This is a genomic window from Rhodococcus sp. PSi06, from assembly GCF_054960675.1.
Genome location: NZ_JBHNYO010000012.1, coordinates 1 through 25,443, shown reverse-complemented (window position 1 = coordinate 25,443; position 25,443 = coordinate 1). Strand labels below are relative to the sequence as shown.

23 protein-coding genes are annotated in these 25,443 nt (G+C 64.0%); 17 read left to right on the top strand and 6 right to left on the bottom strand.

The annotated features are described in order from the left end of the window. Positions 1–20: 20 nt before the first annotated feature. The 4 genes from ACFI9K_RS16400 to aroQ all read right to left on the bottom strand — a co-directional run bounded on the left by ACFI9K_RS16400 (position 21) and on the right by aroQ (position 3,573). Positions 21–1,565, bottom strand: a complete 1,545-nt coding sequence (locus ACFI9K_RS16400; protein ID WP_462664486.1) for a C40 family peptidase — start codon at positions 1,563–1,565, stop codon at positions 21–23. 178 nt (positions 1,566–1,743) lie between these two features. Next, positions 1,744–2,316 (bottom strand): vitamin K epoxide reductase family protein, encoded by a 573-nt coding sequence (locus ACFI9K_RS16395; RefSeq protein ID WP_462664485.1) that lies wholly within the window; start codon positions 2,314–2,316, stop codon positions 1,744–1,746. A 17-nt stretch (positions 2,317–2,333) separates the two neighbouring features. After that, positions 2,334–3,092 carry a DsbA family protein gene (locus ACFI9K_RS16390; protein ID WP_462664484.1) on the bottom strand — a complete coding sequence of 253 codons (759 nt, stop codon included), beginning with the start codon at positions 3,090–3,092 and terminating at the stop codon, positions 2,334–2,336. Positions 3,093–3,138: 46 nt separating this feature from the next. After that, on the bottom strand, positions 3,139–3,573 hold the full coding sequence (aroQ, locus tag ACFI9K_RS16385) for a type II 3-dehydroquinate dehydratase (RefSeq protein WP_462664483.1): 435 nt from the start codon (positions 3,571–3,573) through the stop codon (positions 3,139–3,141). Positions 3,574–3,645: 72 nt separating this feature from the next. Between aroQ and ACFI9K_RS16380 the strand changes: the two genes are divergently transcribed. Both ACFI9K_RS16380 and ACFI9K_RS16375 read left to right on the top strand, forming a co-directional pair. Then, positions 3,646–4,935 carry an MFS transporter gene (locus tag ACFI9K_RS16380; protein ID WP_462664482.1) on the top strand — a complete coding sequence of 430 codons (1,290 nt, stop codon included), beginning with the start codon at positions 3,646–3,648 and terminating at the stop codon, positions 4,933–4,935. A gap of 92 nt (positions 4,936–5,027) precedes the next feature. Next, positions 5,028–6,737 (top strand): MDR family MFS transporter, encoded by a 1,710-nt coding sequence (locus tag ACFI9K_RS16375; protein ID WP_462664481.1) that lies wholly within the window; start codon positions 5,028–5,030, stop codon positions 6,735–6,737. Positions 6,738–6,757: 20 nt separating this feature from the next. Here ACFI9K_RS16375 and ACFI9K_RS16370 read toward each other — a convergent pair whose 3' ends face one another. Both ACFI9K_RS16370 and ACFI9K_RS16365 read right to left on the bottom strand, forming a co-directional pair. Continuing rightward, positions 6,758–7,156: an ASCH domain-containing protein gene (locus ACFI9K_RS16370; RefSeq protein ID WP_462664480.1), complete on the bottom strand. Its 399-nt coding sequence runs from the start codon at positions 7,154–7,156 to the stop codon at positions 6,758–6,760. Between the two features lie 7 nt (positions 7,157–7,163). Continuing rightward, complete coding sequence (locus ACFI9K_RS16365; protein WP_462664479.1) at positions 7,164–8,237, bottom strand: endonuclease/exonuclease/phosphatase family protein; 1,074 nt, start codon at positions 8,235–8,237, stop codon at positions 7,164–7,166. Between the two features lie 94 nt (positions 8,238–8,331). On the opposite strand from ACFI9K_RS16365, the gene ACFI9K_RS16360 reads away from it, so the two are divergent. From ACFI9K_RS16360 to tuf, 15 genes are all read left to right on the top strand, one after another. Beyond that, entirely contained in the window at positions 8,332–9,129 is a 798-nt protein-coding gene (locus ACFI9K_RS16360) for a TIGR03084 family metal-binding protein (protein ID WP_462664478.1), read from the top strand. Then, the gene (locus ACFI9K_RS16355) at positions 9,126–10,820 is read left to right on the top strand and encodes an acyclic terpene utilization AtuA family protein (protein ID WP_462664477.1); all 1,695 of its coding nucleotides are present in this window, start codon (positions 9,126–9,128) and stop codon (positions 10,818–10,820) included. Before ACFI9K_RS16360 ends, ACFI9K_RS16355 begins: the two co-directional genes overlap by 4 nt. Further along, positions 10,817–11,965, top strand: coding sequence for an acyl-CoA dehydrogenase family protein (locus ACFI9K_RS16350; protein WP_462664476.1), 1,149 nt, complete (start codon positions 10,817–10,819; stop codon positions 11,963–11,965). The genes ACFI9K_RS16355 and ACFI9K_RS16350 overlap by 4 nt, the downstream gene beginning before the upstream one ends. Next, the gene (locus tag ACFI9K_RS16345; protein ID WP_462664475.1) at positions 11,962–13,560 is read left to right on the top strand and encodes an acyl-CoA carboxylase subunit beta; all 1,599 of its coding nucleotides are present in this window, start codon (positions 11,962–11,964) and stop codon (positions 13,558–13,560) included. Before ACFI9K_RS16350 ends, ACFI9K_RS16345 begins: the two co-directional genes overlap by 4 nt. A gap of 4 nt (positions 13,561–13,564) precedes the next feature. Next, positions 13,565–15,520 carry an acetyl/propionyl/methylcrotonyl-CoA carboxylase subunit alpha gene (locus tag ACFI9K_RS16340; protein ID WP_462664474.1) on the top strand — a complete coding sequence of 652 codons (1,956 nt, stop codon included), beginning with the start codon at positions 13,565–13,567 and terminating at the stop codon, positions 15,518–15,520. Then, a complete protein-coding gene (locus tag ACFI9K_RS16335) occupies positions 15,517–16,677 on the top strand; it encodes an acyl-CoA dehydrogenase family protein (RefSeq protein ID WP_462664473.1) in 1,161 nt (386 codons plus the stop codon). The genes ACFI9K_RS16340 and ACFI9K_RS16335 overlap by 4 nt, the downstream gene beginning before the upstream one ends. After that, positions 16,677–17,429: an enoyl-CoA hydratase family protein gene (locus tag ACFI9K_RS16330; protein WP_462664472.1), complete on the top strand. Its 753-nt coding sequence runs from the start codon at positions 16,677–16,679 to the stop codon at positions 17,427–17,429. The genes ACFI9K_RS16335 and ACFI9K_RS16330 overlap by 1 nt, the downstream gene beginning before the upstream one ends. A gap of 10 nt (positions 17,430–17,439) precedes the next feature. Next, positions 17,440–18,063, top strand: coding sequence for a TetR/AcrR family transcriptional regulator (locus ACFI9K_RS16325; RefSeq protein WP_222093726.1), 624 nt, complete (start codon positions 17,440–17,442; stop codon positions 18,061–18,063). Between the two features lie 60 nt (positions 18,064–18,123). Continuing rightward, positions 18,124–19,527 carry a guanine deaminase gene (locus ACFI9K_RS16320; protein WP_462664627.1) on the top strand — a complete coding sequence of 468 codons (1,404 nt, stop codon included), beginning with the start codon at positions 18,124–18,126 and terminating at the stop codon, positions 19,525–19,527. A gap of 72 nt (positions 19,528–19,599) precedes the next feature. Continuing rightward, the gene (locus ACFI9K_RS16315; RefSeq protein ID WP_462664471.1) at positions 19,600–20,121 is read left to right on the top strand and encodes a DUF3558 domain-containing protein; all 522 of its coding nucleotides are present in this window, start codon (positions 19,600–19,602) and stop codon (positions 20,119–20,121) included. Beyond that, the gene (locus tag ACFI9K_RS16310; protein ID WP_462664470.1) at positions 20,118–20,660 is read left to right on the top strand and encodes a DUF3558 domain-containing protein; all 543 of its coding nucleotides are present in this window, start codon (positions 20,118–20,120) and stop codon (positions 20,658–20,660) included. Before ACFI9K_RS16315 ends, ACFI9K_RS16310 begins: the two co-directional genes overlap by 4 nt. Positions 20,661–20,955: 295 nt before the next feature. Further along, positions 20,956–21,330 (top strand): 30S ribosomal protein S12, encoded by a 375-nt coding sequence (gene rpsL, locus ACFI9K_RS16305; protein ID WP_027498160.1) that lies wholly within the window; start codon positions 20,956–20,958, stop codon positions 21,328–21,330. 1 nt (position 21,331) lies between these two features. Continuing rightward, positions 21,332–21,802 carry a 30S ribosomal protein S7 gene (rpsG, locus tag ACFI9K_RS16300; RefSeq protein WP_206486725.1) on the top strand — a complete coding sequence of 157 codons (471 nt, stop codon included), beginning with the start codon at positions 21,332–21,334 and terminating at the stop codon, positions 21,800–21,802. A gap of 95 nt (positions 21,803–21,897) precedes the next feature. Next, entirely contained in the window at positions 21,898–24,000 is a 2,103-nt protein-coding gene (gene fusA, locus ACFI9K_RS16295) for an elongation factor G (protein ID WP_462664469.1), read from the top strand. Positions 24,001–24,102: 102 nt separating this feature from the next. Next, a complete protein-coding gene (gene tuf, locus ACFI9K_RS16290) occupies positions 24,103–25,293 on the top strand; it encodes an elongation factor Tu (protein ID WP_008714056.1) in 1,191 nt (396 codons plus the stop codon). The last annotated feature ends 150 nt before the right edge of the window (positions 25,294–25,443 follow it).

Genomic DNA, 25,443 nt, shown 5'->3' with positions numbered 1-25,443 from the left:
GTAGGGGCAGTGGCTACTCGTCACACGATGTGCCGGGCCCGCATTCCGTCGAACACCGGTGCCACGCGAACCACGTCACCGGTGGTGGGTGCGTGCACCATCTGGCCGTTGCCCATGTAGATCGCCACGTGTCCGGGGCCTGCCGGTCCCCAGTTTCCGAACAGCAGATCGCCGGGCTGCGCCAGTTCCATTGGAACCTCGGTGCCGACGTTCCACTGTGTTTCCGAAGTGCGGGGCAGCGTCACCTTCCCGCCGGAGGCCTTGAACAGGGCGTACGACGTCAGGCCGGAGCAGTCGAATCCACCACCGGACGGACCGTTGATGTTTCCGCCGCCCCAGACGTAGGGCAGGCCCAGGTAGTCCATCGCCAATTGCACTGCCCGGCCTCCCATTCCGGTGAGGTCGAGGCCTGCGAACGGGGTCAGGATTGCGGCGAACTGGGCTTCGGTCGCTCTGATGCGGGCCACGTACGGCTTGGTCTGCGTCTCGTAATCGACTGTGCCCGAGGGCATTCCGCCTGATCGAAGCACCGCGCCCGCACCGGCGTTGTAACCGGCGAGCGTCAGGTCGATCGTGTCACCGGAGACCTTGCCCTCGCGCTTCCAGCCGTCCACCTGCCCGTAGATATCGCACAGCATCGTGCCCGACGCCATGACCGAGTCCCCGACGCTGTTGACGTCGACCACGCCGTTTCCGTCGTAGTCCTTGCCGTACGTCGCCCACGTGCCGGGCATGAACTGCCCCGGCCCCTGTGCGCCGGTACTCGACACCGGCGCAGTGGGCCCGAACCGGAATCCGTTCTCGGCGGCATAAAGTGCAGCGATCGTGGTGGCCTTGACGCCCCCGCAGATGTTGCCGGCCTTCTGCAACCACGGCACGAAGGCGGTGATCGCTCCTACTGCGCCCATACCGATCGCCCCGATATTGATGCCGGTGAACGTCGCGGGAACACCGGGAAACAGTGCGCGACGAATGGCCTCGGCCGACGCCATGAACGCCGTCTGGGTGGCGATATCGGCGGCGGTGTACGTGCGGCCTGCGAACTGAAAGGCACCGGCACCGAGTGCGGCCGCGGTAGAAGAGAGAGCGGTAGAAGAGAGCGCAGTAGATGACAGAGCGCTCGGCGAGAACACGCTGAACGGCAGTGGGGCGGAGGGGAGGCCGGCAGCGGCTGCGGTGGGGAGAGCGGCCAGTGCAGCTCCCGGCGCGGTCGGCCCCGCTGCGTTCTCGGCGGCTGCTTTCTCTGCCGCTGCTTTCTCGGTCGCTTCGATGTCGGCGACCGGCGGAAGGTTGGGTAGCACAGGTTCGACGGCAGTGTGCAAGCCCTCGGCGGCGTCGGACAACGTGTTCTCGGCGATGTCGGCGGCCGGCTCGGGCATGGTGCCCAGCAGTTCGTTCCACTGGTCGCTCATCGTCTTCGCTTGGTCCTCGGCATTGGCGGCGATGTCTGCGGCCTGATCCGTTATCGCCTTGTCCGGAATCGGAGCGGGGGCGTCGGTTCCGGCAACAACGCCGGCGGCGGACACGATGACGGCAACGATGACTGCGAATGGATCGCCTGCCATGAATCGACTCCTGTTACTCGAACGATCTTCCCCGAGCCAGGAGCTGTGATCAGTCTCACTCGGGTGCTGCTCCCATCATGCACGGTGCAGTCGTTCGACTCATGAGTTTTGCGAAACTGTCGACAGGAGCGAAGCTATGACGTCGGAAGCTATGACACTGTCAGAGCAGTCGACACCTCTACACCAACGAGGTCCAGTAGTCCGAGAACCGGATCCCGATGAGCGCGACGACGATTGCGTACCACACGGCAAGTAGGGTCCACCGCCATTCGAGGAAGAGGCGGCCGATCGTGCCACCGTTGTTCGAGCCGGTGCCGATCAAACGGCTCAGTGCCAGCACGAACAACGGCATCGTCACGGCCCACACCACCATGCAGTAGGGGCACAGTGCGCCGATCTCGTACAGGCTCTCGAAGATCAGCCAGTGCACGAACACTTCACCGAGCAACAGGCCGCCGGCCATTCCCAGCCAGAACCAGTGCGGCAGTTCGACGCGGCCGAGCAGAAGCACCCCGGCGACGAGTGCGACCGAGAAGGCGGCGATGCCCAGGATGGGGTTCGGGAAGCCGAAGAGCGCAGCTTGTTTCGTCACCATCACCGAACCGCACGAGAGCACTGGATTCAGGCTGCACGACGGCACGTACGACGCGTCCTCGAGCAACTTGAATCGTTCGATCGTCAGCGTCAGCGCAGCGAGTAACCCGATCGCGCTGAAGACTGTGAAGACTGCACCGCCGGCTCGGGTCCTCATGGAGTAACGGCTGCTGCTCAGTTACCGGCTGCTGCGGCGGCCGCGAGGATATTTTCCGGAGTCGGGTTGGCGACATCGGTTCCGTTGACGCGGACGTTCGGAGTTCCGTTGATGCCCTCGCCGATGACGGTCTGGGTGTGGCTGGTGACCCAATCGGTGTAGCTGCCGTCGGTGATGCACGACGCGGTGGCGGGGGAGTCGGCACCGGCGGAGGTGGCGATCTCGACGAGCTTGTCGTCTGTCAATCCGGTGCCGTTCTCCGCGGGCTGCTGCGCGAACATGGCGTTGTGCCATTCCATCCAGCTGTCCCGATCGTTCTCGGCGACACAGATCGCCGCGCTCGCGGAACGCGTCGAGTACATCGTGCCGTTCGAGAACCGATCGAGAATGGAGATGGGGCGGTAGTCCACCGCGACGTTGCCGGCGTCGGCCAGCTGCTGCAGTGTCGATCCGCTGATGGACTCGAAGTTCTTGCACGCCGGGCACTGGAAGTCTTCGACGACGCTGATGACGGTCGTGGCGTCGGGATTGCCGAAGCGGATGGCACCGGTGTCGGTCAACGAGGTCGGGGTGAGCTGGTCACCGGTCGACATGCTTGCGCCCATGGCCGGCGATGCCTCACCCGACGTCGAATTCCGGTTGACGATGAACAGAGCGATCGCGGCTACGAGCGCGATCAGAACGACAGCGACGACGATCTGAATCAGCGTGCGGCGATTCTTGTCGCCGCTCTGCATGGCCCTGATGTCCTTCGAAACGTTCTTGCTCGTGTTCACGCGGCCAGTCTAGGCAGGGCAACCTGAGTGTCAGATGAGAGCAGCGTCAGATGAGAGCAGCAAGTCTTTCGATGGCGAAGCGGTATCCGTCGATCCCGAGTCCGGCGATGACGCCGCTGGCGATGGGGGAGACGAACGAGTGGTGCCGGAATTCTTCTCGGGCATGCACGTTGGAGATGTGCACCTCGATGATCGGAACCTCCGGGATGACGAGAGCGTCGCGCAGTGCCACCGAAGTGTGCGTGAGTCCACCGGGGTTGATGACGATGCCCGACGCCACCCCGCGGGCCTGGTGAATCCAGTCGATGATCTGTCCCTCGTGGTTGGACTGCTCGGCCTGGACGGTGAGTCCGTGGTCGGCGGCGGTCTTTTCGCACAGGGCGACGACGTCGGCGAGGGTGTCGTGGCCGTAGACCTCGGGCTGGCGGGTGCCGAGCATGTTCAGATTCGGACCGTTGAGCACCAGCACGTGCTTGGCCATGACGTCACTCACTTTCTTGCTGGGCGAACTACCGAGTCGATCATTTCACAGCGAGGTTGACACAATCGTTGCGTGATTACTGGGAGAACCGTATGGGTGGTGTGGGGCGTCGGTGTCTTCGCGTATGTCATCGGGGTGCTGCATCGAACCTCGTTCGGAGTCGCAGGGCTGAGCGCGGCTGATCGATTCTCAATCTCGCCGTCGTTGCTGTCGTCGTTCGTGGTGCTGCAGGTGATCGTGTACGCGGCGATGCAGATCCCGGCGGGGGTGCTGCTGGATCGCATCGGTTCACGCAGGATGATCGCGGCAGGCGCGCTGATCATGGCGTCGGCACAGATCACGTTGGCGCTCACCGAGTCGCTTCCGGTCGCGGTGGCGGCGCGTGCGTTCGTCGGTGTCGGCGACGCTCTCACCTTCATCTCGGTACTGCGGTTGGTGCCCCGCTGGTTCTCCCCGAGGCGGGTGCCGATCGTCTCGCAGCTGACCGGTCTGCTCGGCCAACTCGGGCAGGTGCTCTCGGCGGTGCCGTTCTTGATCCTGTTGAACGGGCCGGGTTGGACGTTCGCCTTCGGTAGCGCGGCCGCCCTCGGGCTGCTCGCCCTCGTGTTGGTTCTGGCGCTCGTCAAGGATCGCCCCGACGCAGACACGGCACCGGAACCCGAGCCCACGTCACTGCGGCAGGTTCTCGCCTCCATCGCCGAGGTGTGGCGACGTCCCGGCACCCGGCTCGGCTTCTTCTCGCACATGGGTACGCAGTTCTCCATCACCGTGTTCGCTTTGCTGTGGGGCGTGCCCTACCTGACATCGGCGCAGGGCCTGTCGGCGGCGACGGCCGGCGCGTTGCTGACGGTGTCGGTGGCGGCCGCGGTGGCGTCGGGCATCGTGTTGGGTCTTCTCACCGGGCGGTACCCGATGCGACGGTCGTGGCTGGTGCTGTCGATCATGGTCGCCAGCGCGACGATGTGGGCGATCGTGCTGGCTCTGCCCGGGCCCGCTCCGCTATGGCTGCTGGTCTTGCTCGTCGTGGTGATCTCCGTGGGTGGTCCCGGTTCGGTGATCGGTTTCGACCTCGCGCGCACGTTCAATCCGAGCGCCAACCTGGGGACCGCGCAGGGGATGGTGAACATCGGCGGTTTCTTGGCGTCGCTGTTGGTCATCGCGGCGATCGGGTGGATTCTCGACGCGATGGGCGGCTACACCTTCCAAAGCTTCCGGGTTGCGCTGCTCGTTCAGTTCCCGGTGTGGATCGTCGCGATCACCGGTGTTCTGGCCACGCGACGCAAGACGCGCAAGGTGCTCGCGGCCGACGGCATCCACCCGCACACGATGCGCGAGGTCCGTGACCGTATTCGCGGTAAATAAACCTTTGCCGAAACGGCGTTCTGCGAGCATGCTGGTGGTCCGAATATCGTTGTAGGACACAAGCAAACGTTACGTAAAGGTGCAATAAAGAGATGGTAAGCGAGCCAGAAGTGACCGCCGGACCTGACGTGGCTCCGGTCAGCGGCGAGTATTCGCACCGCGAGATCATGACCATTCTGTCCGGCCTGATGATGGGCATGTTCCTCGCCGCCCTCGACCAGACCATCGTGTCGACGTCCGTGCGCACCATCGCCGACGATCTGAACGGGTTCTCGGTTCTGGCCTGGGTCACCACGGCCTACCTCATCACCTCGACGGTCTCCACCCCGCTCTACGGCAAGCTCTCCGATCTGTACGGGCGCAAGCCGTTCTTCATGACGGCCATCTCGATCTTCGTCGTCGGGTCCATGCTGTGCGGTATCGCGACCTCGATGTACGAGCTCGCTGCGTTCCGCGCCATTCAAGGGTTGGGTGCCGGTGGCCTGATGTCGATGGCGCTGGCGATCATCGGCGACATCGTTCCCCCGCGCGAGCGGGCGAAGTATCAGGGCTACTTCCTCGCCGTGTTCGGAACCTCCAGCGTGCTCGGGCCGGTCATCGGTGGTCTGCTCGCCGGGCAGTCCTCGATCCTCGGAATCACCGGCTGGCGCTGGGTCTTCTACATCAACGTTCCCCTCGGCATCATCGCTCTCGTCGTCGTCTGGCGGGTGCTGAACCTCCCCGTCTACCGCCGTGAAGCGCGCGTCGACTGGTGGGGTGCAGTTCTGCTCAGTGTCGGTCTCGTCCCGCTGCTCATCATCGCCGAGCAAGGCCGCGTCTGGGGCTGGAGTTCGCCGAGGGCGTTGCTGTGCTTCGGAATCGGCATCGTCGGCGTCATCGCGTTCGTGCTCGCCGAGATCAAGATGGGCGACGACGCCCTGATCCCCATGCGGTTCTTCCGAAACCCGCTGTTCTCGTTGTGTATTGCGGTCAGCGTCATCGCCGGTGCAGCGATGTTCGGCGGTATCTCGTTGCTGCCGCAGTACCTGCAGGTGGTCAAGGGATCCTCGCCCACCTTGGCCGGCTATCAGACCCTTCCGCTCGTCGGGGCACTGATGATCGCGTCCATCGTGTCCGGTTCGATCATCTCGAAGACCGGGCGCTACAAGATCTTTCCGATCGTCGGCACCGCACTGATGGCCATCGCCATGTTCACCTTCCACTACGTTCACGCCGATACTCCGCTGTGGCAGACGATGGTCGTGATGGGTGTGTTCGGTCTCGGCCTCGGTTCGATGATGCAGCCGCTGACACTCGCCATCCAGAACGCGATGCCGCCCAAGGACATGGGTGTGTCCACCTCTGCCGCAACGTTCTTCCGTCAGATCGGTGCGACGGTCGGTGTGGCGGTGTTCCTGTCGATGCTGTTCACTCAGCTGACCCCGAAGACCGGCGATGCGCTGATCGCCGCGAGCTCGACGCCGGCCTTCCAGCAGGCCGTGCAGACTGCGGCCGGCAGTTCCGATCCGCTCGAGTCCGGCTTCGCGAAGGCCATCGCGTCGGGCGATGCCTCCATTGCCGGTAGCGCCCTGCAGGACAGCTCGTTCATTCAGAAGCTCGAACCTGCACTTGCCGAACCGTTCCGGATCGGCTTCTCGGACGCGATGGACTACGTGTTCCTGGCCGTATCGATCCTGATGCTCATCGGCTTCGTGCTGGTGTTGTTCCTCAAGGAGGTGCCGCTGCGCACGATGTCGGGTCTGGCTGCCGCTCAGCAGGAACGCGACGAGGAGAAGGCAAACGAGACCGGTCCCGTCCTGTAAGCGAGCGGTGACGGTGGCCGTCACGCCAGCGCGAATCGCTCCAGCACCACCTGGGTGTCGTCGTTCACCGTGAAGTTCAAATCTCCCAATTCCTCGCGGACTTCGGCTGATTGCCAGAATTTCTCGTGTCCGGATCGCCACTGCGCCACATCGGCGTATCCCTCGCCTTCGTCGAGCGCATGTTGCCGCGGAACGTCCTTCAACGCAACGATATCGACGGCAGTGGTTTCTATGACTGCGACCGTCGTTCCCGTGGAATCCACCACCGCGCCGCGGTCGCCGACCCTCGGCAGCTCTTCATCGCTGTACTGCACCAACAGGCTGGCCGTACTGGTCTTCGCACCCGACAGCACGGCCGCAACGAGGCGGTCCCGTAGCGGACCGGGGTAGGCGAATTCGACGATCGGCAATGGGGTCACCGTCGCATCATATTTCGAGGTCGGCCCACACCAGTCGATGGTCCGAGGGGTGCTCGGCCTGATCGGGCCAGTACACCTGCGAGTCGACCACCGTCAGATCGTCGGACGGCAGTACGTAGTCCACGCGAAGGTCACCCGGCGTCGGATCGGCGAAATCGGCTGTGTCCGTTCCGTGCCCGTCGGATGTGGGTGATGGATCCTGTACTCGCGGCAGATCCAGCACCTGCGCGATGGAACCGTCCACGGAGTCGCCGTCGACTGGATCGCTGTTCTGATCGCCCATCATCACGAAGGAAGCTCCGTCTTCGAGCCCGCCGCGAACGCCCTTGTCGTCGTACAGGTAGTCCGCGCCCGAGATGTAGTCGGCACTGAGCCGGATCTCGTCGTGGTTGCGCTTGCCGTTGCGGTTCTCCGGTCCGTCGAAAGACGGGGGAGTGGGATGCGAGGCCAATACGTGCAACGTCGTACCGTTCACGTCGATCGGGACGTCCCAGTGCGACTTGCTCGAAAGCCTGAGTGCGTCCGAATTCGCGCCGTAATAGTCGCGCGGCAACAGCGAATCCGGCATGTCCTTCCACAGGAAGTTCTGGAACGTACGTACCGAACCGGTGTCGATCGGGAACTTGGAGTACACCACCATGCCGTATTGGCCGGGAAACTGCCCGAACCCCCAGGCATCACCCGGACCGCCGAGTGAACCGTCGTTGTCGAGATCCAGTCCCGAGTCGACGCCGGTGTTCACCGGCGCGGTGAAGAAGTACGGATACTGCCCGTCGAGATAGTTGTCGTTGAACAGGGTCGGCGCATCCTCGCCCGAATAATCGAACTCGTTGACCAGCAACACATCCGGTGAATTCGCTGCGATCACATCGGCTACCGCGCGAGCTTGCGCATTCTCCCCGGTCAGATCGGTGACCAACTGGCCGGCCGCGGCTCGGTTGAGGCTTGCGTTGAACGTCGCCACCCGGATGCTCGACGGTTCTGCAGGGGTCGGGTCAGCAGAAGACGGGTCCGCAGAAGAGCAGCCGGCAGCCATGAGGGCGAGGGTAACGGTGACAGCGACAAGGCTCGAGAGTCTCACCGGAATGACCCTAGGGACGGCAAACGAACGTAAGGTTACGAATTAACAAGCAAGCGTGCTTGCTTTTTTATCGTGGCTTTGTGAAGCTGGACCCATGGCAGACCTCGACACACTCGTGGCCTATCTCCGTGCCGAGGGCGATGACCTCGATGCGATGGTGGCCGAGCTGTCCCCAGAACGCTGGGCGGCACCAACTCCTGCGGTGGGCTGGACGATCGCACACCAGATCGCGCACCTGTCCTGGACGGACCACGTCGCAGAGCGCACCACGTCCGCGGCGGCCGGTGATGACCAGGCAAAGGAAGAGTTCGCTCTCACGATGAAGAAGGCCTGGGAGAACCCCACCGGCTTCGTCGACGAGGCGGCCGAGGAGGAGGCCCGCAATCCCGAGCTGTTGAGCACCTGGCGTACCCGACGCCACGCCATGACCGATGCGCTGAGGCAGGTCCCGTCGGGTGTCAAGATCGACTGGTTCGGCCCGCCGATGAGTGCTGCATCCATGGCCACCGCGCGTTTGATGGAAACCTGGGCCCACGGCCAGGATGTCGCCGACGCACTGGGCGTCACTCGCGTAGCCACCGACCGGATTCGGGGTGTCGCGCACATCGGCGTCCGCACACGGGATTTCGCGTACGCAGTGAACGAGCAGACTCCGCCGTCGGACCCGTTCCGCATCGAACTCACCGCACCGTCGGGCGAGTTGTGGACCTGGGGCCCCGACGACGCAGCGCAGCGCGTCACCGGACCGGCACTCGACTTCTGTCTTCTGGTCACCCAGCGCGCGCACCGCGACGACCTCGACGTCCATGCCGATGGAGCCGACGCCGCGCACTGGCTCACCATCGCCCAAGCCTTCGCAGGCCCTCCCGGAGCAGGACGGGAGCAAGCATGACCGTACGAATCGGTAACTGTTCCGGCTTCTATGGAGATCGCCTCTCCGCCATGCGTGAGATGCTCGAGGGCGGTGAACTCGACTATCTCACTGGTGACTATCTCGCCGAGCTGACCATGCTGATCCTCGGCCGCGACCGGATGAAGGACGCCACCCGCGGGTACGCCAAAACCTTTCTGCGCCAGGCCGAGGACTGCCTGGCGCTGGCCCTCGACAAAGGGGTCAAGATCGTCGCCAATGCCGGTGGACTCAATCCGCGTGGCTTGGCCGAGGCGCTGGAGAAGCTGGACTCCGGCGCGAAGATCGCCTACGTGGACGGCGACGACCTTCTCGGCAGGGCAGACGAGCTGGGTCTCGGCGGCCCGTTGACGGCCAATGCCTATCTCGGCGCGTGGGGCATCGTGGAATGCCTGAACTCCGGTGCCGACGTCGTCGTCACCGGACGCGTCACCGATGCCAGTGTCATCGTCGGCCCGGCTGCCGCGCACTTCGGTTGGTCGACAACCGATTACGATGCGTTGGCCGGAGCCGTCGTTGCGGGCCACGTCATCGAGTGCGGTACTCAGGCGACGGGAGGCAACTACTCCTTCTTCACCGAGATCGCCGACATGTCCCGTCCGGGTTTTCCGATCGCCGAGATTCACAGCGACGGATCGAGTGTCATCACCAAGCACGAGGGCACCGGCGGTGCCGTCAGCGTCGGTACCGTCACTGCGCAATTACTCTACGAAATCACCGGCGGCCGTTATGCGAACCCCGACGTCACCGCACGCATCGACACCGCGGTGCTGACGCAGGAAACCAGCGATCGAGTGTCGATCAGCGGCGTCACCGGAGAAGCCCCGCCGCCCACCTACAAGGTCTCGCTCAATGCACTCGGCGGCTTCCGCAACGAATTCACTATGGTGCTCACCGGTCTGGATATCGAGGCCAAAGCAGAACTGGCGCAACGACAATTTGAGTCGTGGCTGCCCGTTCGGCCCACTGAGCTCGACTGGACTCTGGTGCGTACCGACAAGCCCGACGCCGAGACCGAGGAAACCGCCAGCGCCTTGCTGCGCTGCGTTGCCCGCGACAGCAATCCCGATGCAGTCGGACGCCAGTTCTCCGCCGTTGCTGTCGAACTCGCACTGGCCAGCTACCCGGGTTTCTCGGTCACCGCGCCGCCCGGGAACGGAGCGCCCTACGGAGTGTTCACGGCAGGATTCGTCGACGCTCACGACGTTCCGCATACAGCGCACTTGGCCGACGGCACAGAAAGCCCCATCTCACCGTCGACGGATACGCGGGCTTTGGAACCTCTCGACGAACCGACCCTGCCACAGCCGAGAGCAGACGAAGCAACGATTCGCCTTCCACTCGGCACCATCGCCGCGGCCCGAAGCGGCGACAAGGGTGGTAACGCCAACGTCGGAGTCTGGGTCCGCACCGACGACGAATTTGCCTGGCTCGCTCATGCATTGACGGTCGAGACTCTGAAGACAATGCTTCCTGAGGCCGAGCATCTCGCCGTCACCCGGCATGTGTTGCCCAATCTGCGGGCCGTCAACTTCGTCATCGAAGGCATCCTCGGCCAAGGCGTTGCGTCGCAAGCCCGATTCGATCCACAGGCCAAGGGGCTCGGTGAATGGCTGCGCTCGCGGCACATCGACATCCCGGAAACACTTGCTTACAAGGGAGAACTCATATGAGTATCTGGACGACGCCCGAGCGCCGGCAGCTTCGCAAGACCGTCCGCAGCTTCGTAGAGCAGGACATTGCGCCGCACATGAATCAGTGGGAGACCGACGGCGAGATTCCGCGTGATCTGCACAAGAAGGCCGCCGCTCTCGGTCTCATCGGTGCCGGCTTCCCGGAGGAGGTCGGCGGCGACGGTGGAGATTTGGCCGACGCCGTGGTGATCTGCGAGGAGATGCACCAGGCCGGTGCCTCGGGCGGATTGTTCGCGTCACTGTTCACCAGCGGAATTGCGCTGCCGCACTTGGTTGCAGCGCGGGACGACGCACAGATCGACAAGTGGGTACGACCCACACTGGCGGGGGAGAAGATCGGTTCGCTCGCGATCACCGAGCCCGGCGGTGGTTCCGATGTCGGCCACCTGCGGACGAAGGCGGTCAAGGACGGCGAGCATTACGTCGTCAACGGATCGAAGACCTACATCACCTCCGGGTGCCGAGCCGATTTCGTCGTCACGGCCGTGCGCACGGGCGGCGAGGGTGCTGCCGGTGTCTCCCTGCTCGTCGTCGAGAAAGGCACACCCGGGTTCGAGGTCACCAGCAAGCTCGACAAGATGGGGTGGCGCGCCTCCGACACCGCTGAGCTGTCGTTCGTCGACGCCCGTGTTCCCGTGGCCAACCTGGTCGGTGCCGAGAACAGTGGCTTCGCGCAGATTGCGCAGGCGTTTCTCACCGAGCGCATCGCCTTGGCCGCCCAGGCCTACGCCAGCGCGCAGCGGTGCCTCGATCTGACGCTGCAGTGGGTCCGCGATCGGGAGACGTTCGGAAAGCCGCTCATAGCAAGGCAATCCGTACAGAACACCGTCACCGAGATGGCACGCAAGATCGACATCGCCCGCGTCTACACCCGTTCCCTCGTCGAGCGATCCCTGGAGGAGGACGGCGACTTCATCGCCGAGGTCTGCTTCGCCAAGAACACCGCCGTCGAATCCGGAGAGTGGGTGGCCAACCAAGCCGTGCAGCTCTTCGGCGGACTCGGGTACATGCGCGAGAGCGAAGTCGAACGCCAGTACCGAGACATGCGCATCCTCGGCATCGGCGGCGGGACCACCGAAATCCTCACCGGCCTTGCTGCAAAACGATTGGGGTACCAGGTATGAGCGTGCTGAAGTCCACTCTCGACACCGCATCGGAGCAATACACCGGTGCCACCGAGGCCATGCACACCAAACTGGCCGAAATCGATGCCGAGCACAACAAGGCGCTACTGGGCGGGGGACAGAAATACGTCGATCGGCACAAGAAGCGCGGCAAGCTCCTCGCTCGTGAGCGCATCGAGCTGCTGATCGACGAGGATTCCGCTTTTCTCGAACTGTGCCCACTTGCAGCGTGGGGCAGCGACTTTCCCGTCGGGGCCAGCACCGTCATGGGTATCGGCGTCGTCTGCGGGGTCGAATGCCTCATCGTCGCCAATGATCCGACGGTTCGCGGCGGAGCCAGCAACCCCTGGACCCTGAAGAAGGGGTTCCGCGGCAACGACATCGCCACCCAGAACCGGCTTCCGGTGATCTCGCTCGTCGAATCCGGTGGTGCCGACCTGCCCACGCAGAAAGAGGTGTTCATCCCCGGCGGGCGGATGTTTCGCGATCTGACGCAGCTCTCGGCTGCCGGGATACCCACCATCGCCCTGGTGTTCGGCAACTCCACTGCCGGCGGTGCCTACGTTCCCGGCATGTCCGATCACGTCGTCATGATCAAGGAGCAGTCCAAGGTCTTCCTCGCCGGGCCGCCCCTGGTGAAGATGGCCACCGGTGAGGACTCGGACGACGAGTCGCTGGGCGGAGCCGAGATGCACGCCCGAAAGTCCGGTCTTGCAGACTACTTCGCCGTCGACGAGCAGGACGCCATCCGCATCGGCCGCAGCATTGTCTCCCGGTTGAACTGGAAAAAGAAGGGGCCCGAACCACGCGCCGAGATCATCGAGCCGCTGGTCGATCCCGAGGATCTGCTCGGCATCGTCCCCACCGACCTGAAGATCCCGTTCGATCCCCGTGAGGTCATCGCCCGCATCGTCGACGGCTCGGACTTCGACGAGTTCAAGCCGATGTACGGTGGCTCGCTCGTCACCGGGTGGGCCGAGTTGCACGGCTACCCCATCGGCATCCTGGCCAACGCACGCGGCGTGCTGTTCAGTGAGGAATCGCAGAAGGCGACGCAGTTCATCCAGCTCGCCAACCGGTCGAACACACCACTGTTGTTCCTGCACAACACCACCGGCTACATGGTGGGCAAGGAATACGAGGAAGGCGGCATGATCAAGCACGGCTCGATGATGATCAACGCCGTCTCCAACTCGAAGGTTCCGCACATCTCGATCCTGCTCGGCGCGTCCTACGGTGCCGGCCACTACGGCATGTGTGGTCGCGCCTTCGATCCTCGTTTCCTCTTCGCGTGGCCGTCGAGCAAATCCGCCGTCATGGGCGGCGCGCAGCTCGCCGGTGTCATCTCCATCGTCGGACGGGCTGCCGCCGAGGCACGGGGACAAGCGTTCGACGCAGAGGCCGACGCAGGCCTACGCGCGATGATCGAGGCGCAGATCGAGGCCGAGTCGCTGCCGATGTTCCTGTCCGGACGCCTCTACGACGACGGCGTCATCGACCCGCGTGATACCCGCACGGTAGTGGGAATGTGCCTGTCGGCCATTGCCTCTGCCCCGATCGAAGGCACCGCCAACTTCGGTGTCTTCCGGATGTGAAGCCATGACCGTAACGTCCGTCCTCGTAGCCAACCGCGGCGAAATCGCCCGCCGCGTCTTCACCACCTGCCGCGCCGAAGGCATCGACACCGTCGCCGTGTTCTCCGACGCCGACGCGAACTCCCCGCACGTCCGTGAGGCCGATGCGGCAGTGCGGCTACCGGGCAACAGCTCGTCCGAGACCTACCTGCGCGGGGAGCTCGTCATCGCCGCCGCAGTACAGGCCGGAGCCGACGCAGTGCACCCGGGATACGGATTCCTCTCGGAGAACGCCGATTTCGCGCAGCAGGTACTCGATGCAGGCCTGACGTGGATCGGTCCGCCGGTCAAGGCCATCGAGCTGATGGGCTCGAAGGTCGAGTCCAAGAAGATGATGGCCGACGCCGGAGTGCCGGTGCTGACGCAGCTCGATCCCGAGTCGGTCACCGAGAACGAATTGCCGGTGCTGATCAAGGCCTCCGCGGGCGGCGGTGGTCGCGGCATGCGGATCGTGCGCAGCCTGGACACGCTGCAGTCCGAAATCGAGGCAGCAGGACGAGAAGCACTGTCGGCATTCGGTGACGGAACGGTGTTCGTCGAGCGCTACATCGAAACCGGCCGACACATCGAAGTTCAGGTCATGGCCGACCGGTTCGGCACCGTGTGGACGGTGGGCGAGCGCGAATGCTCCATCCAACGTCGTCACCAGAAGGTCGTGGAGGAAGCTCCGTCACCGCTCGTCGAACGCATCGACGGTATGCGCAAGAAGCTCTTCGAGGCAGCAACACTGGCCACCGAGGCCATCGGCTACGAGGGCGCGGGCACCGTCGAATTCCTCGCCGACGAACGCGGCAACTTCTTCTTCCTCGAGATGAACACCCGTCTACAGGTGGAACACCCGGTCACCGAATGCACGACGGGTCTGGATCTGGTGGCGCTGCAGATTCGGGTGGCGGCGGGGGAGCGGCTGCCCGTCGAGCAGCCGTCGACGCGCGGGCACTCCATCGAGGTTCGGCTGTACGCCGAGGATCCGGCTCAGGATTGGCAGCCGCAGAGCGGTGCCGTCCACCGATTCGACATTCCCGGTGCGCAGTTCGAGGTTCTGGAGAAAGCCGGAATCAGAGTGGATTCCGGCGTCGAGACCGGCAGCGTGGTGAGCACCCATTACGACCCGATGCTCGCCAAGGTCATCTCGTTCGCGCCGACACGAGATCAGGCAGCGAATCTGCTCGCGAAAGCGTTGCAGCGGGCCACCATTCACGGTCTGAAAACCAACAGAGATCTGCTGGTCAATATTCTGCGGCACCCGTCGTTCCTGTCCGGCGACACCGACACGGCCTTCTTCGACACCCACGGCCTCGATGTGCTGTCGAGTCCACTCGCGCAGGGACGAGCGGAGGAGCTGTCGGTGCTCGCCGCCGCGCTCGCGGACGCGGCGAAGAACACGGCGCAGGCGCGCGTGAACCGCGGATTGCCCGGCGGCTGGCGCAACCTCCGGTCGCAACCGCAGCGCAAGACGTACAACGACATCACCGTCGAGTACTCGATCGGGCGCGGCGGACTCACGTCCTCGGTGGAGGGCGTCGAACTGATAGATCACACCCCGACCTCGGTGACTCTCGACGACAACGGAATCCGTCGCATCTTCGAGGTCAGCAGTTATGGATCGGACGTCTTCGTCGATTCCGCACTGGGTCCGGTCAGGTTGATCAAAGCCCCGCGGTTCACCGACCCCACCGACGAGGTGGCGGCCGGGTCGCTGCTCGCGCCGATGCCGGGCAGCGTCATCAGAATTGCTGCGGCGCAGGGAGATACCGTCACTGCAGGTCAGCCCATTCTGTGGCTGGAGGCGATGAAGATGGAGCACACGGTGACGGCACCGGCCGATGGTGTGCTCACCGAATTGAACGTGCAGCAGGGTCAGCAGGTCGAAGTCGGCGCAGTCCTGGCCGTGGTATCAGAAGGAGCAGAGCAAGCATGAGTTTCATCGAAACCGAAGAGCAGAAGGGTCTGCGCAACGCAGTCTCGTCACTGGGCAAGCGCTACAACTACATCGACTACGTGTTGCCCAAGGCACGCAAGGGTGAGCCGCTGACCGAGCTGTGGAACGAGGCGGGCAAGCTCGGCTTCCTCGGTGTCAATCTGCCCGAGGAATACGGCGGCGGCGGCGCAGGCATCTACGAGCTCGCGCTCGTTCAGGAGGAGCTGGCCGCGCACGGTGCCGGTCTACTGCTCGTGGTTGTCAGTCCGGCCATCTGCGGCACCATCATCGGCAAGTACGGCACGGCAGACCAGAAGCAGGAGTGGCTCACCGCTCTCGCCGACGGGTCGAAGATCATGGTCTTCGGCATCACCGAGCCCGACGCCGGATCGAACTCGCACCAGATAACCACCACTGCGCGTCGCGACGGAGACGAGTGGGTCCTCAAGGGCAACAAGATCTACATTTCCGGTGTGGATCAGGCCGATGCCGTGTTGATCGTGGCGCGCACCGAGGATTCCAAGACCGGCAAGCTCAAGCCTGCCTTGTTCATCGTGCCCACCGACGCTCCCGGTCTGCAGAAGACGCAGATGGAGATGGACATCGTCGAGCCCGATCACCAGTTCGTGTTGTTCCTCGACGACGTCCGGCTGCCCGCCGAGGCACTCGTCGGTGAGGCCGATGCCGCGCTGATGCAGTTGTTCGCAGGGCTGAACCCCGAACGCATTCTCGGTGCCGCTATGGCCATCGGGATGGGCCGATACGCCATCGACGCCGCGGTGAAGTACGCCAAGGAACGCACCGTCTGGAAGACGCCGATCGGTGCTCACCAAGGTCTGTCGCATCCGTTGGCACAGTGCAAGATCGAGCTCGAACTGGCGAAGCTGATGATGCAGAAGGCGGCGGTGCTCTACGACTCCGGTGACGATTTCGGAGCTGCGGAGGCCGCGAACATGGCCAAATATGCTGCCGCCGAGGCCAGTATCAAGGCACTCGACCAGGCGATCCAAACCCACGGCGGTGCCGGGTTGAGCAGTGAGTACGGATTGGCTGCGATGCTCGGAGCGGCCCGCATCGCCCGGGTCGCACCGGTGAGCCGGGAGATGATTCTGAACTTCGTGAGCCAGCACTCGCTCGGACTGCCCAGAAGCTACTGATGGCGGTCACAGTCGAGTTCGCCGGCGGGAAAGCGTATGTGACGCTGGATTCGCCCGAGAATCGAAATGCGCTGTCCTCCGTGCTGGTCGACGAGCTCAGTGCAGGGCTAGTCGCTGCGGCCGAGAACGACGACGTCAGAACCATCGTGCTCGGTCACACCGGTGGAACATTCTGTGCCGGCGCGGATCTTCGGGAAGCCGGTGCGTCGCCGGAGCTGCGCACCCGGCAGATGCTCGACCTGATGCGGTTGATCATCGACACTCCGAAGCCCGTCATCGCCCGCATCGACGGGCACGTCCGGGCCGGGGGAATGGGCCTCGTCGCGGCCTGCGACATCGCCGTCGCCGGACCGGAGAGTTCGTTCGCGTTGACCGAGGTTCGCCTCGGCCTGGCCGCGTCGGTCATATCCGTTGCCGTGCTGCCGCGGTTGTCGTCGCGATCGGCGAGTCGCTACTTCCTCACCGGGGAGACGTTCGACAGTGCGACGGCCGAGGCGATCGGCCTGATCACCGTGGCCGATGCCGTTCCCGCGGCCGCGGTCGCCGAGTACGCGATCATGTTCGGCAAGTGCTCGCCGCAGGGTCTGGCCGAGTCGAAACGACTCACCACGGCCGCCATCCGGCGCGAGATGGACGACCGTGGAGCGGCCGTCGCCGAGCAATCGGCCAGGTTGTTTGCATCGGAGGAGGCTCGTGAGGGGATGATGTCCTTTCTGGAGAAGAGACCTCCGTCCTGGGTGCTGGAGAAGTAGGGAGATGGTGATGGCGCGCGAACCCAAGCAAGATCGCAGCAGGGTGACGCGTCAGCGACTGCTCGAGGCGACGATCGATTCACTCGCGGAGCAGGGCTGGGTTGCGACGACGGTCGGTGTGGTCGCAGAACGCGCCGGCGTCTCGAGGGGCGCGACCCAACACCATTTCCCGACGCGTGAGGACCTGATCACCGGGGCCCTCGAGTACATGTTCGACACGCGAATGGACGACGCGCGGCGCGAAGCGCAGGACATCCCACCGGGCCCTGGTCGAACGGCGCTCGTGGTGGAGCGGCTCGTCGAGTACTACACCGGCCCGATGTTCAAAGCGGCGCTGCAGGTGTGGACGGCGGCATCGGCCGATCCCGAGTTACGCGATCGAATCGTCCCCCTGGAGGAGCGGTTCGGCCGACGTGCGCACCAGATGGCCGTCGAGAACCTCGGAGTCGACGACAACGATCCCGTCACTCACCGCCTCGTTCAGGCGACCCTCGACCTCGCCCGTGGTCTCGGGCTGGCCGACGTGCTGACCGATGATGCGCGACGACGGGCCGAGGTCGTGCGATCGTGGGCCGAGGTACTGGATGTGTCGTTGAACGCGCGGCTGTCCGCAGCGTCGGTGGGAGCGCGCTAGAACCCACACGGTCTGCAGCAGTGACCCACCTGTGCTTGAGTCGCTCTGGTGACTTCCGATATCGCACGCGTGCACCGCGGCCACGTCTTTCACGTCGCAGGCTCGCCCACCGTGACGGACGCCGCTGCGGCCCTGGTGTCGATTCCCGACGGTGCCCTCGTGGTCGGCGAGGACGGCGTCATCGAGTTCTGTGGTGAGTTCGATTCGCTCCCACATCGATTCGCGGGTATCCCGATCGAAGATCACCGGCCGGGGTTTCTGCTGCCGGGATTCGTCGACACCCACATTCACTTTCCGCAGACCTACGCCGGAGATTCCTACGGCGGCGGGCAGCTGCTCGAGTGGTTGAACACGTGCATCTTCCCGTCCGAGTCGCGCTTCTCCGATCCCGAGTTCGCCGCGGCGGCGGCCAGGGACTTCTGCGCCGCACGCATTCGGGCCGGCACCACGCAGGCCATGGTGTTCGGATCGGCATTTCCGCACGCACAGGATTCGCTGTTCTCGCAGACGCTCGAGCACGGACTGCGCATCGTCAGTGGCCGCGGTGTGCAGACCACCGGCCCGTCGTCGGCGCAGGCATTGATCACCGGTGAGGACGAGGCCATCCGGTTGGTGTCCGAGGAGATCGAGAAGTGGCACGCCGCAGATACCGGCGACGTCGACACGGCGATGCTGCACGTCGCCGTCGTACCGAGGTTCTCGCTGTCGGTCACGACCGACACTTTGAGGAATCTCGGTGAGCTCTACGATTCGGTGCGCCACCGGGGCGTCTATTTCCACACGCACCTCAACGAGAACGATCGCCCGGGCACCGGGGAGATCGACGCCACCAAGAATGCCTACGGGGTGAATACCTACCTCGACACGTACGACGGCAAGTTCCTGCCGGGCTCGCAGGTCGGCGGTAAGAGCTTCCTGGGTAGGCGCACCGTCCTGGCCCATGCCGTGCACTGTCAGGACATCGAACTGGAACGAATGGCCCAGACCGGCACCTCCGTAGCGCACTGTCCCACCTCGCAGCAGTTTCTGGGCTCGGGCACCATGCCGTGGAAGCGAACCGTGGCCGCGGGGGTAAACATCGCCATCGGTTCGGATTTCGGCGGCGGTGACGAGTGGCTGCTGCCGCAGGTGCTCGCCGACGCGTTCAAGGTGCACATCTCCGAGCCGGGTGACGCCGGCCTGTCCCTGCATCCGGCGGAACTGCTGTTCACCGGAACACTCGCCGGCGCGCGGGCCTTGGACATGGAGAACCGCATCGGCAACTTCGACGCGGGCAAGGAAGCAGATTTCGTCGTCGTCGATCCGTCCGCGTGGCCGCAGCTGGCCGCAGCGATGGCCAACGGCGTCCGCGCCGACGATGTGGAGCTGGCTCGGGATCAGACACTGTTCGCTCTGCTGATGTCGATGCGCGAACCTGCCATCGTGGGTGTGTACGTCCGGGGACGCGCGGTGCACGGCACATGACTGGCACCCTGTCGGGTTGATAAGTTCGGTGCGACGTCGAACTGCAGCATCGAAGGAACACGCGAGGACGGCATGAAGCGAGTGGCACTGGTGATCACCGCAGTTGCCGCGTTGGTCGCGGGGTGCGGTGGGGCCGATACCGACGCTGCCGATACTGCGACCGAGGCAGCGACGACGACCACCGAGGCATACGAACCCGGTCCGTTCTTCGGCGAGTGCGGATCGATCACCGACGCCGAGGTGCAATCAGCGTTCGGAGCAGGCCCCTTCGGTCAGATCACACGCAACTCCGTCGGCTGCCAGTGGGAAACCGTGGGCTTCGGCGGGCCCGGCGTCAGCTTCTCCTGGTATCGCGGTAGCCCGATCGGCCGCGAACGGGCGGGCTCGGAGCTGATCGGCCGCCCGGCCCAAGACATCGAGATCGACGGCAATCCGGGGTTCGAGGCCGAGCAGGGCCCGTTGTGCGAGATCGGCGTGCAGTTCGGCGACGACTTCTTCCACTGGTCCATCACGTACTCCGACCAACCTGCGGCGCGCCCGCCGTGCGACGTCGGAAACGACCTCGCGAAGCTGACCGTGGAGCGCAAGCAATGAGCGCGCGACCAACCGGAACGAGGCGCGTGATCGCCGCCGCAGCGACGCTGCTTCTTGCCGCCGGTTGCTCCCAGACGGTGCAGGGCACACCGCGGCCGGCGAGCTTCGCCGGCTCGGGTGGCGAAGAATTCACCGAGTTGTTGACCGAGTGCGACGCCGTCTCCGATGAGCAGATTCGCGATACCACCGGTGCCGACGACATCGCCCGGGGCTTCTTCGGGGCCATCTGCCGGTGGGATCTGATCGGCTCCGCAGGCACGGTGAAGGTGACGTTCAACTGGTTCGAGTCCGGCACTCTGGCCGCCGAACGTGCCGCCGACGAGAAGATGATGTACACCGTCACCGACACAACAGTGCAGGGCCGCAAGGCAATACAGGCCCAGCGTCCGAACGATTCCGCATCGTGCGGGGTAACGGCCGGCGCGGATCGAGCGGGCATCTTCGGGTGGTGGGTGCAGTATCGGCCGGATGTCGCTCACCCCGATCCGTGCCAGGCCGCGGCGAAGCTGGCCGACCTCACACTCAACCTGAGCAGATAGGCTGCGTATCAGGGCGAAGGGTGTTTTGACCCGAGGCCGCGCCGCCGGGTATCGTTATGGGTCGTGTCCGGCCTGCCCGGACCGTTTGTGTGCCTATGCGAGGTACAGCCGTGCGCACGTTCGTGAGAAAGAGCGCGCAACCGGCTGGACGTGTGGGGGTATGCGACACACCCGACCGCGGGGTGCAAGAGACCCGCGATAGCAGTACTGGAGCAGCAGCAGTACCGGGTGAGGAGCAGTGTTCTCTTGCTCCAACTGCTAGATCCCTGTTTATCGACACGAAGAAAGCCGGTTTATGCCAACGATCAACCAGCTGGTCCGTAAGGGTCGCACCGACAAGGTCGCGAAACTGAAGACCGCTGCCCTCAAGGGCAGTCCCCAGCGCCGTGGCGTGTGCACTCGCGTGTACACCACCACCCCCAAGAAGCCGAACTCTGCTCTCCGTAAGGTCGCGCGTGTTCGCCTGACCACCTCGGTAGAGGTCACCGCATACATCCCCGGTGAGGGTCACAACCTGCAGGAGCACTCGATGGTGCTCGTTCGCGGCGGTCGTGTGAAGGACCTCCCGGGTGTGCGTTACAAGATCATCCGCGGCTCGCTCGACACCCAGGGTGTCAAGAACCGCAAGCAGGCTCGCAGCCGCTACGGAGCCAAGAAGGAGAAGAGCTGATATGCCACGCAAGGGCCCAGCACCCAAGCGGCCGCTGATCAACGACCCGGTCTACGGATCCCCGTTGGTCACGCAGCTCGTCAACAAGATCCTCCTCGACGGCAAGAAGTCGACCGCCGAGCGCATCGTCTATCAGGCACTCGAGCAGGTCCGCGAGAAGACCGGCAGCGATCCCGTCGTCACGCTCAAGCGTGGACTGGACAACGTCAAGCCCGCCCTCGAGGTTCGCAGCCGACGCGTCGGCGGTGCCACCTACCAGGTGCCCGTCGAGGTTCGTCCCGGCCGCTCCACCACGTTGGCACTGCGCTGGCTGGTCACGTTCTCGCGCGCTCGTCGTGAGAAGACCATGGTCGAGCGTCTGGCCAACGAATTGCTCGACGCCAGCAACGGCCTCGGTGCCGCTGTGAAGCGTCGCGAAGACACTCACAAGATGGCCGAAGCCAACAAGGCGTTCGCCCACTACCGCTGGTGATCTCCTCGCTCGGGCGGTATCCGGAACTAACCGGTACCGCCGGAGCGTTGATCAGCTCAGGCAATACCTCTTCCAACACCAAGGCGGGTTAACTCGTGGCACAGGACGTGCTGACCGACCTCAACAAGGTCCGCAACATCGGCATCATGGCCCACATCGATGCCGGCAAGACCACCACTACCGAACGCATCCTCTTCTACACCGGTATCTCCTACAAGATCGGTGAAGTTCACGATGGCGCAGCCACGATGGACTGGATGGAGCAGGAGCAGGAGCGTGGCATCACGATCACCTCTGCTGCCACGACGTGCTTCTGGAACGACAACCAGATCAACATCATCGACACCCCCGGTCACGTCGACTTCACCGTCGAGGTGGAGCGTTCGCTCCGCGTCCTCGACGGCGCTGTCGCAGTGTTCGACGGCAAAGAAGGTGTCGAGCCGCAGTCCGAGCAGGTCTGGCGTCAGGCCGACAAGTACGACGTGCCGCGTATCTGCTTCGTCAACAAAATGGACAAGCTCGGCGCGGACTTCTACTACACCGTGCAGACCATCATCGATCGTCTCGGTGCCAAGCCGCTGGTCATCCAGCTGCCCATCGGCGCAGAGAACGACTTCGAGGGCGTCATCGACCTCGTGCAGATGAAGGCTCTCGTGTGGAGTGGCGAGACCAAGCTCGGTGAGAAGTACGAGATCCAGGAGATCCCGGAAAACCTCAAGGAGCGCGCAGACGAGTACCGCACGCAGCTGCTCGAGACCGTGGCCGAGTCCGACGAAGCGCTTCTGGAGAAGCACTTCGGCGGCGAAGAGCTCACGATCGAAGAGATCAAGGGCGCCATCCGCAAGATGACGGTCAACAGCGAGCTGTACCCGATCCTGTGTGGATCCGCGTTCAAGAACAAGGGCGTTCAGCCCATGCTCGACGCGGTCATCGACTACCTCCCGTCTCCCCTCGACGTTGCCGAGACCATCGGACACGCCGTCGGCGACGAGGAGAAAGAGATCACTCGCAAGCCGTCCGCAGACGAGCCGTTCGCGGCTCTCGCGTTCAAGATCGCGACGCACCCCTTCTTCGGCAAGCTGACCTACGTCCGGGTGTACTCGGGCAAGGTCGACTCCGGCGCTCAGGTCATCAACTCGACCAAGGGCAAGAAGGAGCGTCTGGGCAAGCTGTTCCAGATGCACTCCAACAAGGAGAACGCGATCGCGACCGCGTCTGCCGGTCACATTTACGCCGTCATCGGCCTCAAGGACACCACGACGGGTGACACGCTCTGCGATCCGCAGAACCAGATCATCCTCGAGTCCATGAGCTTCCCGGATCCGGTCATCCAGGTCTCGATCGAGCCGAAGACCAAGTCCGACCAGGAGAAGCTGGGAACAGCTATCCAAAAGCTCGCCGAAGAGGATCCCACCTTCTCGGTGAAGCTGGACGAGGACACCGGTCAGACCGTCATCGGCGGCATGGGCGAGCTGCACCTCGACATCCTCGTGGACCGTATGCGTCGCGAGTTCAAGGTCGAGGCCAACGTCGGCAAGCCGCAGGTCGCGTACCGCGAGACCATCCGCAAGACGGTCGACAAGCACGACTACACCCACAAGAAGCAGACCGGTGGCTCCGGCCAGTTCGCGAAGGTCATCATCAAGCTCGAGCCTTTCGAGGGCGAAGACGGCGCGACCTACGAGTTCGAGAACAAGGTCAGCGGTGGTCGTGTGCCCAGGGAGTACATCCCCTCGGTCGACGCTGGTGCTCAGGACGCCATGCAGTACGGTGTTCTCGCCGGATACCCGCTGGTCAACGTCAAGGTCACACTGCTCGACGGTGCGTACCACGACGTCGACTCGTCGGAAATGGCCTTCAAGGTCGCCGGCTCACAAGCGTTCAAGGAAGCTGCTCGTAAGGCCAGCCCCGTCATTCTCGAACCCGTCATGGCCGTCGAGGTCATCACGCCCGAGGATTACATGGGTGAGGTCATCGGCGACCTGAACTCCCGCCGTGGTCAGATTCAGGCCATGGAGGAACGCAGCGGTGCCCGTATCGTCAAGGCACTGGTTCCGCTGTCGGAGATGTTCGGCTACATCGGAGACCTCCGGTCGAAGACGCAGGGCCGCGCTAACTACTCCATGGTCTTCGATTCGTACGCAGAGGTTCCCGCGAACGTCTCGAAGGAAATCATCGCGAAGGCGACCGGAGAGTAATTCTCTTCAGCTGCTGGACCACGCTCGACCTGTAATAAGTAACAACACATACGCGTGCTGGCCCCGTCGGGGCCCGCACAGATCAGTCCAGGAGGACACACAGTGGCGAAGGCGAAGTTCGATCGGACGAAGCCGCACGTCAACATCGGCACCATCGGTCACGTTGACCACGGTAAGACGACGCTGACGGCTGCAATCACCAAGGTTCTGCACGACAAGTTCCCGGACCTGAACGAGGCCTCGGCTTTCGATCAGATCGACAAGGCTCCGGAGGAGAAGGCTCGTGGTATCACGATCAACATCTCCCACGTCGAGTACCAGACCGAGAAGCGCCACTACGCGCACGTCGATGCACCGGGTCACGCCGACTACATCAAGAACATGATCACCGGCGCGGCTCAGATGGACGGCGCAATCCTGGTCGTGGCAGCAACCGACGGCCCGATGCCGCAGACCCGCGAGCACGTGCTGCTCGCTCGCCAGGTCGGCGTGCCGTACATCCTGGTCGCACTGAACAAGGCCGACATGGTCGACGACGACGAGATCATCGAGCTCGTCGAGATGGAGGTCCGCGAGCTCCTCGCTTCGCAGGAGTTCGACGAGGACGCACCGGTCATCAAGGTCTCCGCACTCAAGGCACTCGAGGGTGACGAGAAGTGGGGCGAGTCGGTTCTGGAGCTCATGCAGGCCGTCGACGATTCGGTTCCGGACCCCGTCCGTGAGACCGACAAGCCGTTCCTCATGCCCGTCGAGGACGTCTTCACCATCACCGGTCGTGGCACCGTGGTCACCGGACGTATCGAGCGCGGCTCGGTCAACGTCAACGAAGAGGTCGAGATCGTCGGCATCCGCCCCGGCTCGACCAAGACCACCGTCACCGGCATCGAAATGTTCCGCAAGCTGCTCGACTCGGGTCAGGCAGGCGACAACGTCGGCCTCCTCGTTCGTGGCATCAAGCGCGAAGACGTCGAGCGTGGACAGGTCATCATCAAGCCCGGCACCACGACTCCCCACACGGAGTTCGAGGGCAACGCCTACATCCTCTCGAAGGACGAGGGCGGCCGCCACACGCCGTTCTTCAACAACTACCGCCCGCAGTTCTACTTCCGTACCACGGACGTTACGGGCGTTGTGACCCTCCCCGAGGGCACCGAGATGGTCATGCCCGGTGACAACACCGAGATGTCCGTCACGCTGATCCAGCCGGTCGCCATGGACGTCGGCCTGCGTTTCGCAATCCGTGAGGGCGGTCGTACCGTCGGAGCCGGTCGCGTCACGAAGATCATCAAGTGATCTAGTTTCACCCAGCTCTACCGAAGCGGCACTCACCCGAAAGGGTGGGTGCCGCTTTTTTGTTCGTGCAGCTCCGCCCTCCGCGCATGGATCCGCCGTTCGCCCACCCCGGGTTGGGATCAATGTGGGTTTCAGTCGGTCTGAGTGCAA

What these genes read in the sequence shown, in the direction of transcription:
- rpsG (WP_206486725.1), top strand. Translation starts at nt 21,332, where the DNA reads ATGCCACGCAAGGGCCCAGCACCCAAGCGGCCGCTGATCAACGACCCG.
- ACFI9K_RS16335 (WP_462664473.1), top strand. Translation starts at nt 15,517, where the DNA reads ATGAGTTTCATCGAAACCGAAGAGCAGAAGGGTCTGCGCAACGCAGTC.
- ACFI9K_RS16310 (WP_462664470.1), top strand. Translation starts at nt 20,118, where the DNA reads ATGAGCGCGCGACCAACCGGAACGAGGCGCGTGATCGCCGCCGCAGCG.
- ACFI9K_RS16400 (WP_462664486.1), bottom strand. Translation starts at nt 1,565, where the DNA reads ATGGCAGGCGATCCATTCGCAGTCATCGTTGCCGTCATCGTGTCCGCC.
- ACFI9K_RS16330 (WP_462664472.1), top strand. Translation starts at nt 16,677, where the DNA reads ATGGCGGTCACAGTCGAGTTCGCCGGCGGGAAAGCGTATGTGACGCTG.
- ACFI9K_RS16340 (WP_462664474.1), top strand. Translation starts at nt 13,565, where the DNA reads ATGACCGTAACGTCCGTCCTCGTAGCCAACCGCGGCGAAATCGCCCGC.
- ACFI9K_RS16375 (WP_462664481.1), top strand. Translation starts at nt 5,028, where the DNA reads ATGGTAAGCGAGCCAGAAGTGACCGCCGGACCTGACGTGGCTCCGGTC.
- aroQ (WP_462664483.1), bottom strand. Translation starts at nt 3,573, where the DNA reads ATGGCCAAGCACGTGCTGGTGCTCAACGGTCCGAATCTGAACATGCTC.
- rpsL (WP_027498160.1), top strand. Translation starts at nt 20,956, where the DNA reads ATGCCAACGATCAACCAGCTGGTCCGTAAGGGTCGCACCGACAAGGTC.
- ACFI9K_RS16350 (WP_462664476.1), top strand. Translation starts at nt 10,817, where the DNA reads ATGAGTATCTGGACGACGCCCGAGCGCCGGCAGCTTCGCAAGACCGTC.
- ACFI9K_RS16395 (WP_462664485.1), bottom strand. Translation starts at nt 2,316, where the DNA reads ATGAGGACCCGAGCCGGCGGTGCAGTCTTCACAGTCTTCAGCGCGATC.
- ACFI9K_RS16345 (WP_462664475.1), top strand. Translation starts at nt 11,962, where the DNA reads ATGAGCGTGCTGAAGTCCACTCTCGACACCGCATCGGAGCAATACACC.
- ACFI9K_RS16355 (WP_462664477.1), top strand. Translation starts at nt 9,126, where the DNA reads ATGACCGTACGAATCGGTAACTGTTCCGGCTTCTATGGAGATCGCCTC.
- ACFI9K_RS16325 (WP_222093726.1), top strand. Translation starts at nt 17,440, where the DNA reads ATGGCGCGCGAACCCAAGCAAGATCGCAGCAGGGTGACGCGTCAGCGA.
- ACFI9K_RS16315 (WP_462664471.1), top strand. Translation starts at nt 19,600, where the DNA reads ATGAAGCGAGTGGCACTGGTGATCACCGCAGTTGCCGCGTTGGTCGCG.
- ACFI9K_RS16360 (WP_462664478.1), top strand. Translation starts at nt 8,332, where the DNA reads ATGGCAGACCTCGACACACTCGTGGCCTATCTCCGTGCCGAGGGCGAT.